The sequence below is a fragment of the Methylobacterium sp. D53M genome, from assembly GCF_053345625.1.
Window position 1 is genome coordinate 828,574 of the sequence record NZ_JBKFAL010000001.1, and the last position, 12,049, is coordinate 840,622.

14 protein-coding genes are annotated in these 12,049 nt (G+C 71.2%); 6 read left to right on the forward strand and 8 right to left on the reverse strand.

Going from position 1 to position 12,049, the window contains the following annotated elements; translation table 11 throughout:
- Positions 1-11 precede the first annotated feature (11 nt).
- From ACLBYG_RS03970 to ACLBYG_RS04000, 7 genes are all read right to left on the reverse strand, one after another.
- Positions 12-497 carry a F0F1 ATP synthase subunit B family protein gene (locus ACLBYG_RS03970; RefSeq protein WP_170855147.1) on the reverse strand — a complete coding sequence of 162 codons (486 nt, stop codon included), beginning with the start codon at positions 495-497 and terminating at the stop codon, positions 12-14.
- Between the two features lie 15 nt (positions 498-512).
- Positions 513-1,091 (reverse strand): F0F1 ATP synthase subunit B family protein, encoded by a 579-nt coding sequence (locus tag ACLBYG_RS03975; RefSeq protein WP_447680652.1) that lies wholly within the window; start codon positions 1,089-1,091, stop codon positions 513-515.
- Positions 1,092-1,235: 144 nt separating this feature from the next.
- Entirely contained in the window at positions 1,236-1,463 is a 228-nt protein-coding gene (locus tag ACLBYG_RS03980) for a F0F1 ATP synthase subunit C (RefSeq protein WP_007566773.1), read from the reverse strand.
- A 66-nt stretch (positions 1,464-1,529) separates the two neighbouring features.
- On the reverse strand, positions 1,530-2,285 hold the full coding sequence (locus ACLBYG_RS03985; protein ID WP_447680653.1) for a F0F1 ATP synthase subunit A: 756 nt from the start codon (positions 2,283-2,285) through the stop codon (positions 1,530-1,532).
- 74 nt (positions 2,286-2,359) lie between these two features.
- Positions 2,360-2,734: an AtpZ/AtpI family protein gene (locus ACLBYG_RS03990; protein WP_026604967.1), complete on the reverse strand. Its 375-nt coding sequence runs from the start codon at positions 2,732-2,734 to the stop codon at positions 2,360-2,362.
- A gap of 191 nt (positions 2,735-2,925) precedes the next feature.
- Entirely contained in the window at positions 2,926-3,570 is a 645-nt protein-coding gene (locus ACLBYG_RS03995) for a DsbA family protein (protein WP_447680654.1), read from the reverse strand.
- Between the two features lie 89 nt (positions 3,571-3,659).
- Positions 3,660-4,142, reverse strand: coding sequence for a DUF721 domain-containing protein (locus ACLBYG_RS04000; protein ID WP_447680655.1), 483 nt, complete (start codon positions 4,140-4,142; stop codon positions 3,660-3,662).
- 133 nt (positions 4,143-4,275) lie between these two features.
- Between ACLBYG_RS04000 and mutY the strand changes: the two genes are divergently transcribed.
- A complete protein-coding gene (gene mutY / locus ACLBYG_RS04005; protein ID WP_447680656.1) occupies positions 4,276-5,616 on the forward strand; it encodes an A/G-specific adenine glycosylase in 1,341 nt (446 codons plus the stop codon).
- A gap of 105 nt (positions 5,617-5,721) precedes the next feature.
- Here the strand turns inward: mutY and ACLBYG_RS04010 are convergent, their stop codons facing one another.
- Positions 5,722-6,912 (reverse strand): DNA methyltransferase, encoded by a 1,191-nt coding sequence (locus tag ACLBYG_RS04010; RefSeq protein ID WP_447680657.1) that lies wholly within the window; start codon positions 6,910-6,912, stop codon positions 5,722-5,724.
- A 586-nt stretch (positions 6,913-7,498) separates the two neighbouring features.
- Between ACLBYG_RS04010 and ACLBYG_RS04015 the strand changes: the two genes are divergently transcribed.
- The 5 genes from ACLBYG_RS04015 (at position 7,499) to ACLBYG_RS04035 (ending at position 12,018) form a co-directional block, all read left to right on the forward strand.
- Complete coding sequence (locus tag ACLBYG_RS04015) at positions 7,499-7,849, forward strand: septal ring lytic transglycosylase RlpA family protein (RefSeq protein WP_020093388.1); 351 nt, start codon at positions 7,499-7,501, stop codon at positions 7,847-7,849.
- Between the two features lie 124 nt (positions 7,850-7,973).
- On the forward strand, positions 7,974-8,288 hold the full coding sequence (locus ACLBYG_RS04020; protein WP_020093387.1) for a polyhydroxyalkanoic acid system family protein: 315 nt from the start codon (positions 7,974-7,976) through the stop codon (positions 8,286-8,288).
- A gap of 74 nt (positions 8,289-8,362) precedes the next feature.
- Positions 8,363-8,605, forward strand: coding sequence for a hypothetical protein (locus tag ACLBYG_RS04025; protein WP_020093386.1), 243 nt, complete (start codon positions 8,363-8,365; stop codon positions 8,603-8,605).
- Positions 8,606-8,671: 66 nt separating this feature from the next.
- Positions 8,672-10,474 (forward strand): ATP-binding cassette domain-containing protein, encoded by a 1,803-nt coding sequence (locus tag ACLBYG_RS04030; RefSeq protein WP_056525268.1) that lies wholly within the window; start codon positions 8,672-8,674, stop codon positions 10,472-10,474.
- A gap of 44 nt (positions 10,475-10,518) precedes the next feature.
- Positions 10,519-12,018 carry a carboxypeptidase M32 gene (locus tag ACLBYG_RS04035; protein WP_447680658.1) on the forward strand — a complete coding sequence of 500 codons (1,500 nt, stop codon included), beginning with the start codon at positions 10,519-10,521 and terminating at the stop codon, positions 12,016-12,018.
- The last annotated feature ends 31 nt before the right edge of the window (positions 12,019-12,049 follow it).

The window sequence follows — 12,049 nt, forward strand, 5'->3', positions numbered from 1 at the left end:
CTGCGTCCGGATCAGGAGCGCATGCGGGTCCGCACCTCGCCGAGGCTCGCGCGGATCAGGTTCTGGGCGGCGTCGCCCTGCATCCGCTCGCGCAGGATCGTCTCCGAGACCTTCACGGCGGCCTCCGCGGCGGCGGCGCGGACCTGAGCCTCGGCCTGGGCTTCCGCCTGGGCGATCTTCGTCTCGGCGGCCTTGGTGCGGCGGGCCAGGAAGTCGTCCAGCTTGCGGTGGCCTTCCTCGGCGGCGCGCTGGGCCTCCTCGCGGGCACCGGCGACGATCGACTCGGCCTCCTTCTCGGCCTCGGCGCGGCGGCGCTTGTAGTCGGCCAGCACGGCGGCGGCCTCCTCGCGCAGGCGCTTGGCCTCGTCGAGCTCGTGGCGGACGCGGTTGGCGCGCCCGTCCAGGCCCTTGAGCATCGTCGAGAAGGCGCCGGCCTTCCAGGCGATGCCCATGAAGATGACGAACGCGACGGCGACCCAGAATTCGGCTTCGAGCAGCATCGTGGGATCCCGTCAGTGTGCGGTGGCGTCGAGGGCGCGGTCGAGGCTCATCCGGTCCGGGGCCTGCCCGGTCAGACGCTCGACGATGGCCGACGCGGCCTCACCCGCGATCGAGCGGACGTTGCCCATGGCGGCCTCGGTCCGCGTGCGGATCGTCGCCTCGGAGGCGGAGAGCTTGGCGTTCAGCTCGTCCTCCAGCGCCTTGCGCTTGGTCTCGGCTTCCGCGGCCAGTTCGTTCCGGGTGGTCTGCGCGATGTCGCGCGCCTTGCCCTGGGCGTCCCGGAGGGCGGTCTCGAAGGCCACGCCGGCAGCATCCGCCTCGGCCTTCATCGCCTGCGCCTGGTCCAGGTCGGCACGCAGGCGCTCGGCGCGGGCGTGCAGGATCGACTGGATCCGCGGCAGCGCGATCTTGTCCATCAGGTAGTAGAGGAGGCCGAAGGCCAGGGCGAGCCAGATCAGCTGCGCCAGGAAGCCCGAGGTCTCGAAGGGCGGGAAGGCGCCGGAATGCGCTTCCGTATGCTCGACATGGCCCGGCACGACCTGCGTGTCGGCGCCCGGGGGCGGCGTGGTGAGGGGATTGGGCTGCGCCATGAGACCGCTACACTGACACCGTTCGCTGAGGCCACCGCCGGCGCGGTGACGGACGAAGGCGGACGCCCCGTCGCGGGAGCGTCCACCCGTTCATCGGGCCGGGGCCCGGGAGGAGACCGCGGGGACCGCGGCCTCCGGCGCCGATCAGACGGCGAAGAGCAGCAGCAGCGCGATCAGCAGCGAGAAGATGCCGAGCGCCTCGGTGAGGGCGAAGCCCAGGAGCAGGGTGGCGCGCTGGCCGTCGGCCGCGGACGGGTTGCGAAGGGCGCCGGCGAGGAACTGACCGAACAGGTTGCCGAGGCCGATGCCCGCACCCGCCATGCCGAGGCAGGCGAGGCCGGCGCCGATGTACTTCGCAGCGACGGGATCCATGGTAACTCCTGAGGTCTCTTCAGATCGAAACGTGCGGTGACGTTTGCGGCGGGTGGAGCCGGCCGATCAGTGGCCGGGGTGAAGGGCGTCGTTGAGGTAGATCGCCGTCAGCGTCGCGAAGACGTAGGCCTGAAGCGCCGCAACGAGGAACTCGAGAGCGGTCAGCGCGATCGTCAGGAACAGCGGGAGCGGCGATAGCACGCTCCAGGCGCCCGCGAGAAGGAGCTGGACCACGAAGAACGCGAAGATCTTCATCGCGATGTGGCCGGCCAGCATGTTGGCGAACAGACGGACCGACAGGCTGATCGGGCGCGAGATGAACGAGATCACCTCGATCGGGACCAGGATCGCGAGGAGCGGCTTCGGCACGCCCGACGGCACGAACAGGCCGAAGAAGTGGGTGCCGTGCTTCATCACGCCGAAGATCACCACGGTGGAGATCACCAGCGCGGCGAGGCCGAAGGTGATGATCAGGTGGCTGGTCACCGCGAAGGCGTAGGGGATCATGCCGAACAGGTTCAGGACGAGCACGAACATGAACAGCGAGAACACGAGCGGCATGAACCGCTTGCCGCCGTCGCCCGTCGCCTGGTGCACGGTGTCGGCGATGAATTCGTAGAAGATCTCGGCCAGCGACTGCATGCGGCCCGGAACGACCGAGCGGGACGCGGTCGCCACGATGGTGATGAGCGCGATCACGCCGACGGCGGCGAACATGTAGAGGGCCGACTGCGTGAACGCGAGCTGCTGGTTGCCGATATGGCCCAGCGACACGAGCGGCTTCAGCTCGAACTGATGGATCGGGTCGATCGTGACCGCCATTCCCGCTTCCGCCCTTCTTGTCCGGCGCGCCGACGGGTGTCGGCCGCCCCACATTCCCCACTGACCGGCGCGCCTTATGGCTCCTGCCGATCGCGCCGTCCCGGACGCGCGCCGGCGAAACCCGACGCCCGCATCACGTTGTAGACCCCCGCGACGAACCCCAGCATCAGGAGGACGATCAGGCCCCAGGGCTTCGTCCCGAAGACATGATCGACGATCCAGCCGAGTATGCCCCCCGCGATCACGCCCGCGACGAACTCCGTGGAGAGCGTCATGGCCTGGCCCAGCGAGGATGGCCCGCCGTTCCGAGGGCGCGTGGAATGACCGGGAGCAGCCTGCGGCCGCTTCCGTTCGATCTGCGTCTCGAGACGTCTGAGCCTCGCGGAGAGTTCGCTGTCCGTCGGCGTCTGCTCGGTCCCTCTCCCGTCCCTCGGATCGTCGCCGTTCACGGCTCAAAACTCATCGGGCGGGAGGCTGTGGAACCGGCTGGACACCCCCAGCAAGCGGGGCGCACCATAGTTTCGCCTATCTTGAGTGTCAAGGCGAACCCCATACACCGTAAGTAATTGATTTTAGTCTGGTATTCCAACTTTGTGCGATGCGCCGGAGCCGCGTCGCGCACGAGGCTCCGGCCGGTCGATCAGGCGCCGATGATCGGCTTGATCACCTTCTCCATCCCCTCGACGGTCATCTCGCCGGTGTAGCGCTCGCCGTTGATGAAGAAGGTCGGGGTCGAATCCACCTTGAAGACGTCGAGGCCGCGCTGCTTCACGGCGTTGACCGCGCTGTAGATCTTCTGGTCCTTCAGGCAGGCCTCGAAGGTCTGCTTGTTGTAGCCCGCCTGCCGGAGCATCTGCTCCAGCGCGTCCACGGGCTTCGGCGTGAAGGCCCAGGCCGACTGCTGATCGAACAGCAGGTCGGTGATCGGGTAGTACTTGGCGTCGCCCTGGCAGCGCGCCAGCATGAAGGCCGCGGTGGCCAGCGGGTCGAGGGGGAATTCGCGGAGCGTGAACCGCACCTTGCCGGTGTCGATGTAGCGCTCCTTCAGGGTCGGCCACGTGGTCCGGTGGAAGGCCGCGCAGTGCGAGCAGGTCATCGAGGCGTACTCGATGATCGTGCACTTGGCGTCCGCCGGGCCGAGCCAGACATCGCCGAGCGGGCCCGGCTGCAGCAGGGCCGCCATCTCGGAATTCTGCGCCCGGGCGGGCCGCCCGAGATACGGCAGGGCGAGGCCGGCGCCGAGGGCGAGGCCGGAGAACTTGAGAGCGTCGCGTCGCGTCGTCATCGGGCAGGCTCCGCCGGATTGATCAGTCGTGGCGTCCGGATGCCGGTACTCGGGCGCGACCGTCCTGGCAAGGTGACCGAATCGACCGTTCACCGCTCCGGGCGCGTCGCCACGGCGGCGGTGCCGAGGCGGTCGAGGGCCGCGCGCAGGCCATCATCGGCGATCCCCGCCACGGCGCGCTGGACCTCGACGGCGGCGGCCGGATCGACCCGCGCGCGGGCGGGCGCCCGGCCGGCGCGCCCGACCCGGTCCTGCTGCAGCACGATCCGGGAGACGCAGGCCCAGCCGTAATGGGCGTTGATCCGCTGGATCACCACCGGTGCGAGATGCTGCAACTCGAGCGCGAAGACGCCCTCGACGCGCACGACCAGCGTGCCGGATTCGGGCGCGGCGGAGTCGCTCCGGCGGCGCTTCGGCCATTCCAGCTTGGACGGGCGGCAGTAGCGGGCCAGCCGCTCGCCGACGATCTCCGGCCACGCGGCCAGGATGTCGGTCGAGGCGAAACCCTGCGCCGCGAAGGCCGGCCCGATGCAACTCTCGATCAGTTCGGCCAGCGGTTTGACGCGCGCCATGGTGGTTCCGGCCCCGTGGATCCGAGAAGGTTAGCGCAGGATGGTTGACGAAGGGAGCACGCGCCGGCGCTTTCGCCGCCCTATGATCGCCGCGGCGCTCCGGCTATGCAGCGCGACCCCTGTCGACCCGCCCATGCCTCGCCCAGCCACGGATCCTGAAGCCGGTCCCGGACCGCGCGCCGACGACCTGCTCGCCTGGTACGACCGGCATCGGCGGGTGCTGCCCTGGCGGGCGCTCGCCGGCGCGGCCCCCGATCCCTACCGGGTCTGGCTGTCCGAGGTGATGCTGCAGCAGACCACCATCGCGGCGGTCCGGCCGTATTTCGAGCGCTTCCTGACGCGCTTCCCCGACATCTTCGCCCTGGCCGAGGCCCCCGAGGAGGCGGTGATGTCGGCCTGGGCCGGCCTCGGCTACTACTCCCGCGCGCGCAATCTGCACGCCTGCGCGAAGGCGGTCGCGGCGGCCGGGGGGCGCTTCCCCGACACCGCCGAGGGCCTGCGCAAGCTCCCGGGAATCGGCGCCTACACGGCCGGCGCGATCGCCGCGATCGCGTTCGACCGGCCCGAGGCCGCCGTCGACGGCAATGTCGAGCGGGTCCTGAGCCGGGCCTACGCGGTGGAGGCGCCGCTCCCGGGCAGCCGGCCGGAGATCCGCCGCCTGACGCAGGCGCTCGTCCCGCAGCAGCGGCCGGGCGACTTCGCCCAGGCGCTCATGGACCTCGGCGCGACGATCTGCACGCCCAAGCGCCCCGCCTGCGCGCTCTGCCCGTGGATGCGGCCCTGCCGGGCGCGGTCGCTGGGCACGCAGGAGACCTTCCCGCGCAAGATCAGGGTCGCCAAGGGGGCGCTCCGCCGCGGCGCCGCCTTCGTGGCGATCCGCAGCGGCGACGAGGCGGTGCTGCTGCGGACCCGCGCCCCCGAGGGGCTGCTCGGCAACATGGCCGAGCCGCCGGGGAGCGCCTGGGAGCCGGATTACGACGTGGCCGCCGCCCTGCTGGACGCGCCCCTCGACGCGCGGTGGAAGCGGCTCCCGGGCCTCGTCCGCCACGGCTTCACGCATTTTCCCCTGGAGCTGACGGTGTTCGTGGCCCGCGTCGCGCTGGCGACGCCGGCTCCGGCCGGCATGCGCTTCACGCCGCGCGGCGCCCTCGCGGACGAACCGCTGCCCGGCCTCATGCGCAAGGTCCTGGCGCACGCCTTCGACCCGAAGCCGGAGCCCGAGAAGAAGCCGCGCGGGCGCCCGAGGAAGGAACCGCCGCCGATGCCGCTGCTGGCGGCGATGGAGCCACCGGTCTCGATGCCGGATCCGGACCCGCGCCCGCGCGTGCGCGCCGTCCCGAAGCCGCAGCCGAAGGCGGCGCCGGTGCCGCCGCAGGAGACGGACGAACTGTTCGACGGGGAGGTCGAGCCATCGCCCGCACCGGCGCGGGCCTGGTCATCGCCGCGGCGACCGGGGCCGGCCCGGAAGCGGTAGCCGACCGTCATCGCGAGCGCAGCGAAGCGACCCAGGGCAGCGCGACATCTGTCTGCGTGGCGCTGCTGGACTGCTTCGCTCCGCTCGCAGATACGGTGTGCTGGCTCAGCCGTTGGCCATCGCCTGCCGGAGACCGGCCCGGTAGCTGTCGATCACCACCGGCTTGCCGCCGCGCTCCACGTGCCAGAACGTCCAGCCGTTGCAGGCCGGCAGGCCCTGCACCAGCGCGCCGATCTTGTGGATCGAGCCGATGACGAGGCCGTTGTCGAGCTGGCCGTCCGGGCGCACCGTGGCGCGGAACCGGCGGCGCTCGTCGGTCACGGTCTCGCCCGGCCGGATATAGCCCGCCTCGATCACCGACAGGAACGGGACCCGCGGCTCGGCGCGCTTGGTCGGCGCCACCATGAGGGCGGCCCTCGACAGGGTCTCCACGGCGGCGATCCGCTCCCGGGCCGCCTCGGCGTAGGTCGCCTCGCGCTCGATGCCGATGAAGCGGCGGCCGAGGCGCTTGGCGACGGCGCCGGTCGTGCCGGTGCCGAAGAACGGGTCGAGCACCACGTCGCCGGGATTCGTCGCCGCGAGCAGCGTCCGGGCGAGCAGGGCCTCGGGCTTCTGGGTCGGGTGGACCTTGCGGCCCTCCGCATCCTTCAGCCGCTCCTCGCCGGTGCAGAGGGGGATGAACCAGTCCGAGCGCATCTGGAGGTCCTCGTTGCCCCCTTTCAGCGCCTCGTAATGGAAGGTGTAGCCCTTCGAGTCGGCCGAGCGCGAGGCCCAGATCAGGGTCTCGTGGGCGTTGGTGAAGCGCTTGCCGCGGAAGTTCGGCATCGGGTTGGCCTTGCGCCAGACGATGTCGTTGAGGATCCAGTAACCGAGATCCTGCAACGCGCTCCCGACCCGGAAGATGTTGTGGTACGACCCGATCACCCAGAGGGTCGCGTTCGGCTTCATCACGCGGCGGCAGGCGGCGAGCCAGTCCCGGGTGAAGGTGTCGTAGGCCTCGAAGGTCGCGAACTTGTCCCAGTCGTCGTCGACCGCGTCGACGCGGCTCTGGTCCGGGCGCAGGAGGCCGGCGTCGCCGAGCTGAAGGTTGTAGGGCGGATCGGCGAACACGCAGTCGACGCTCGACGCCGGCAAGGCGTTCATGGCCGCGATGCAGTCCCCGACGAGTACCTGGTCGAGGGGCAGAGAACGCTGGGTGGGTACGAGACCCATCCGTGGCGCCGACGCGGGCCGCCCGGCACGCGAGACCTGTTTCCGGGCGACGGCGTCGGCAGCCACGGTACGCGGGGAAGCCATGGCAAACACCGGTTACGCGACTGACCGGCAGACCATGCGCCGGGTACGGTAAAGGTCACGTTGTCGATTTCGCGTCCGGCGCGTCCCGTTCTGGGGCTGCAGATTTTGCCGACCGGGCGCCCGGACAATCCTCCGACAGATTAAGCAACCGTTACCCGGCCGCGCGGCGCCGCCGGGATCGGGCGACAACACTCTATCCCTGCGGGTCGCGCGCGGCCGCGGCAGCCTGTGCTTCGGAAACAGCCGCGCACGACAATCATCGTCGTGCCAGGGGCGCCGGGCGGGTCGCGCTTCCACCTCAGCGGGACGCAGGGTCACGCTCCGCGCAAGGCTTAAGAATGATGTCCTATTTTTCATCCTCCCCGACGGAGGCGAGCAGTTCTTGCTGAATACGCAGAACCACACGCCAATGCATCACCCGCAACAAGAGCGGAAATAAACTGAAATAAGCCGCCATGTAATGGGGATGACCAGCGCGAAATCGGCCAAAATGTGACCCCGACAGCCCGAAAAAGCCTGCCATATTCCGGCCCGTTTCGGGCACGACTGGCGCCGCCCCGACAAAAACAATGGGAATGCGTCGAGAATGTCGTTCGGTTTCGGTAAGCTCGTTGTCTCGCTTGGAATGCTGTCCACCGTCGTCGGAACAAGCCTCCCGGCTGCCGCCCAGAGCGGAGCGGCCTCCTGGTACGGGAGCGGCCATCGCACCGCCAACGGCGAGCGTTTCAACCCCAACGGACTGACCGCCGCCCATCGCAGCCTGCCGTTCGGCACCCGGGTCCGCGTCGAGAACAAGCGGACCGGCCGCTCGATCGTCGTGCGCATCAACGATCGCGGTCCGTTCGTGCGCGGCCGCATCATCGACCTGTCGCGCGGCTCCGCCCGCGCCCTCGGCATGGGCGGCGTCAGCTACGTGTCGCTGCAGGTCGTGCACTGACCCTTCACGGGCATCGAGCGCCCCGGCGCGCCTCCGCCCCGCGCGGGCGGGGCGGCCTCCGGGGCGTTGTCTGCCGGACCCGGACGCACCATCTGCTGCCGGGTTCAGCTCGGATCACCCGCCCATGCCCAAGCCCCTCATCGTCGACATCCCGCACGACCTCGGCCGCGACGAGGCCAAGCGGCGCCTGGAGCACGGCACGGATCAGGCGCGGGCCCTCCTGGCCAAGAGCGGAATCACGGTGGACCAGCTCGCCTGGACGGGCGACCGGCTCGATTTCGGCGTGTCCGCGGTGGCGCAGAAGATCGCCGGCACGATCGACGTGGGCGCGGAGAGCGTGCGCCTCGAGGTGAAGCTGCCGTTCCTCCTCGCCCTGTTCGCCGAGAAGATCCAGAAGGTGGCGAGCAAGGAGGGCAACCTCCTGCTGACGAAGAAGTAGCCCTCCGGAACCGGATCCGCCGCACTCTGTTTCCGCGGGACCGGTGCCGCTGTGCACCACCGGTCTCGCGGAGGATGACGGTGCCCGATTTCACGCTCGCCGACCCGGGGCAGGTCCCCGAGGTGCCGCCGCAGCCGACGCCGGTGCCGGACCGCCCCTACGATCCGCCGCAGGCGCCGACCCAGCCGCCCGGGCCGGAGATCCCCGGGAACACCCCGGCGGAGGCGCCGGGCATCCAGCCGCCCGAGATCCCCGTCAACGATCCGGGCGTGCCCGAGATCAGCCCGCCGACGGGACCGGCCAACCCGATCGCCTGACCGGGCGCCGACCGACGGGGGCGGCTCTGTTTGAACAGGCCGCCCCGCGCTGCCATAAGCCGGCCCATGGCCGCTCCCCCGCTCCTCACCCTCCAGGACGTCGCGCTCACCTTCGGCGGTACGCCGCTGATCACGGGCGCGAGCCTCGCCATCGCGCCGGGCGAGCGCACCTGCCTCGTCGGCCGGAACGGGTCGGGGAAGTCGACGCTCATGAAGATCGCCGCGGGCCTCACGGAGCCCGACCGGGGCCGGCGCTTCGTCCAGCCCGGCACGACGATCCGCTACCTCGCGCAGGAGCCGGATTTCACGGGCTTCGCCACCACCCTGGATTTCGTCGAGGCCGGCCTGCCGCCGGGCGAATCGACCCACCGCGCCCGCTACCTGCTGGAGAGCCTCGGCCTGACCGGCGCGGAGGATCCGAGCAAGCTCTCCGGCGGCGAGGGGCGCCGCACCGCGCTGGCGCAGGCGCTCGCCCCCGAGCCCGACGTGCTGCTCCTCGACGAGCCCACCAACCATCTCGACCTGCCGGCGATCGAGTGGCTCGAGACGGAGTTGAAGGGCACCCGCGCGGCCCTCGTGCTGATCAGCCACGATCGGCGCTTCCTCTCGGCCCTGTCGCGGGCCACGATCTGGCTCGACCGCGGCGAGACCCGCCGGATCGACCAGGGCTTCTCCAGCTTCGAGGCGTGGCGCGACGCCTTCTTCGAGGAAGAGGAGCGGGACCAGCACAAGCTCGACCGCAAGATCGCCGCCGAGGAGCACTGGCTGCGCTACGGCGTCACCGCGCGGCGCAAGCGCAACGTCCGTCGCCTCGGCAACCTGCACGAACTCCGGCAGAACCGACGCGAGGTGCGCCGCCCCGTGGGCAGCGTCAGCATGCAGGCCTCGGACGCCGAATCTTCCGGGAGCCTCGTCGTCGAGGCCCGGGACATCGCGAAGAGCTACGGCGAGCGCAGGATCGTCGACGGGCTGTCCCTGCGGGTGATGCGGGGCGACCGGCTCGGCATCGTCGGGGCGAACGGCGCGGGCAAGAGCACCCTGATCAACCTGCTGATGGGCCGGCTCGCGCCGGATGCCGGGCAGGTGGTGCTCGGCACCAACCTGCTGCCGGTGGTGCTCGATCAGGCCCGCGCCGTGCTGGAGCCCGGCATGACCGTCACCGACGTGCTGACCGGCGGCCGCGGCGACAGCGTCACGGTGAACGGCCAGAGCCGCCACGTGATCGGCTATCTCAAGGACTTCCTGTTCACGCCCGAGCAGGCGCGCACGCCGGTCTCGGTTCTCTCCGGCGGCGAGCGCAACCGGCTGCTGATCGCCCGGGCCCTGGCCCAGCCGGCCAACCTCCTCGTCCTCGACGAGCCCACCAACGACCTCGACCTCGAGACCCTCGACCTGCTCCAGGAGATGCTGGGCGACTACCAGGGCACGCTGATCCTGGTGAGCCACGACCGCGACTTCCTGGACCGCGTGGCCGGCAGCGTGCTGGTCTCGGAGGGCGCCGGCCGCTGGGTCGAGTATGCCGGCGGCTACAGCGACATGCTGGTCCAGCGCGGCCAGGGCGTCGAGGCGCGGACCGTCGCGCCGAAGGCGAAGGAGTCGCGCGAGCGCGCCGCCGCGCCGGCCGCCCAGCCGTCGGGCAAGCCCAAGCTCGGCTTCAAGGACCAGCACGAGTTGAAGACCCTGCCGGCCCGCATCGAGAAGCTGGAGGCGGCGATCGCCCAGCTCCGCACGATCCTCGCCGACCCCGAGCTCTACGCCCGCGACCCGGCCCGGTTCGACAAGGCCTCGACCATGCTGGCCCAGGCCGAGACGGAGCTGTCGCAGGCGGAGGACCGCTGGCTGGAACTGGAGATGCTTCAGGCGGGATGAGACCCGCCGCATCGCGCCGCGAGACGTACCCGACCGGAGATCGCATGACCGCCTATCAGACCCTCGAACAGCGCTTCGCCCGGCTCGCCGCCTTGGAGGGCGCGGCCGGGATCCTCGGATGGGACGCGCAGACGCTGATGCCGGACGGCGCCGCCGAGGCCCGCGGCGACCAGCTCGCGATCCTGCGCGGGCTCGCCCACGGGATGCTCACCGCCCCCGAGGCCGCCGAGGAGCTGGCGGCAGCCGAGCAGGGTGGGGGCCTCGAGCCCTGGCCCGCCGCCAACCTGCGGGAGATGCGCCGCGCGCAAGGACACGCCACAGCGGTCCCCCGCGACCTCGTCGAGGCCAGCTCCCGCGCCGTGTCCCGCTCGGAGATGGTCTGGCGCGAGGCGCGGCGCGACGCCGACTTCGGCCGCCTCGAACCCCACCTCGCCGAGGTGCTGCGGCTCCAGCGGGAGATCGGCCAGGCGAAGGGCGCGGCCCTCGGCCTCGATCCCTACGACGCGCTGCTCGACAGCTACGATCCCGGCATGCGCCGGGCGACGATAGACCCGCTCTTCGCGGACCTGACCGACTGGCTGCCGGCCCTGATCGCCCGCGCCCGGGAGATCCAGGCGTCCCGGCCGGCACCGCTCCCGCTCGCCGGCCCGTTCGACGTGGCGGTGCAGCGCGATCTCGGCCTAAAGCTGATGGAGGCAGTCGGCTTCGACTTCACCCGCGGCCGGCTCGACATCAGCCTGCACCCGTTCTGCGGCGGCGCCACCGACGACGTGCGGATCACGACGCGCTACGACGCGGCCGATTTCGGCCGGGCGCTGATGGGCGTTCTTCACGAGACCGGGCACGCCCTCTACGAGCAGGGCCGGCCGGCGGCGTGGCGCAACCAGCCGGTCGGGGCGGCGCGGGGCATGAGCCTGCACGAGAGCCAGTCGCTCATCGTCGAGATGCAGGCCTGCCGGAGCCGGGAGTTCTTCACCTTCCTGGCGCCGCTCCTGCAGGCGGCGTTCGGGCGGTCCGGGCCCGAATGGTCGCCGGAGAACCTGCACGCGCTCAACACCCGGGTCGCGCCCGGCTTCATCCGGGTGGATGCCGACGAGGCGACCTACCCGGCCCATATCCTGCTGCGCTACCGGCTGGAGACCGCGATGATCGCGGGCGACCTCGCGGTGCGCGACCTGCCGGGGGCGTTCAACGACGGCCTGCGCGACCTCCTCGGGCTCACGGTGCCCGACGACCGGGTCGGCTGCCTCCAGGACATCCACTGGCCGAGCGGCGCCTTCGGGTATTTCCCGACCTACACGCTCGGCGCCCTGGCGGCCGCGCAGCTGTTCCGGGCGGCCCGCGCGGCCGAGCCGGCGCTGCCGGGCTGCCTCGCGCAGGGCGATTTCGGCCCCCTGCGGGACTGGCTCCGCACGCATGTCCACGCGGTGGGGAGCCTGCTCGACACCGACGACCTCCTCACCCGCGCCACCGGGACGATGCTCGGCACGGCGGCGTTCCGGGCCCATCTGGAGGCGCGCTACCTCGGGGGCGCGGGCGCCTGAGACGCGGTGGCCGGGGAGGGGACGATCGACC

What these genes read in the sequence shown, in the direction of transcription:
- ACLBYG_RS04035 (WP_447680658.1), top strand. Translation starts at nt 10,519, where the DNA reads ATGACCGCCTATCAGACCCTCGAACAGCGCTTCGCCCGGCTCGCCGCC.
- ACLBYG_RS04000 (WP_447680655.1), bottom strand. Translation starts at nt 4,142, where the DNA reads ATGGCGCGCGTCAAACCGCTGGCCGAACTGATCGAGAGTTGCATCGGG.
- ACLBYG_RS03975 (WP_447680652.1), bottom strand. Translation starts at nt 1,091, where the DNA reads ATGGCGCAGCCCAATCCCCTCACCACGCCGCCCCCGGGCGCCGACACG.
- ACLBYG_RS03980 (WP_007566773.1), bottom strand. Translation starts at nt 1,463, where the DNA reads ATGGATCCCGTCGCTGCGAAGTACATCGGCGCCGGCCTCGCCTGCCTC.
- ACLBYG_RS04025 (WP_020093386.1), top strand. Translation starts at nt 8,363, where the DNA reads ATGACGGTGCCCGATTTCACGCTCGCCGACCCGGGGCAGGTCCCCGAG.
- ACLBYG_RS04020 (WP_020093387.1), top strand. Translation starts at nt 7,974, where the DNA reads ATGCCCAAGCCCCTCATCGTCGACATCCCGCACGACCTCGGCCGCGAC.
- ACLBYG_RS04030 (WP_056525268.1), top strand. Translation starts at nt 8,672, where the DNA reads ATGGCCGCTCCCCCGCTCCTCACCCTCCAGGACGTCGCGCTCACCTTC.
- ACLBYG_RS04010 (WP_447680657.1), bottom strand. Translation starts at nt 6,912, where the DNA reads ATGGCTTCCCCGCGTACCGTGGCTGCCGACGCCGTCGCCCGGAAACAG.
- ACLBYG_RS03985 (WP_447680653.1), bottom strand. Translation starts at nt 2,285, where the DNA reads ATGGCGGTCACGATCGACCCGATCCATCAGTTCGAGCTGAAGCCGCTC.
- ACLBYG_RS04015 (WP_020093388.1), top strand. Translation starts at nt 7,499, where the DNA reads ATGTCGTTCGGTTTCGGTAAGCTCGTTGTCTCGCTTGGAATGCTGTCC.
- mutY (WP_447680656.1), top strand. Translation starts at nt 4,276, where the DNA reads ATGCCTCGCCCAGCCACGGATCCTGAAGCCGGTCCCGGACCGCGCGCC.
- ACLBYG_RS03995 (WP_447680654.1), bottom strand. Translation starts at nt 3,570, where the DNA reads ATGACGACGCGACGCGACGCTCTCAAGTTCTCCGGCCTCGCCCTCGGC.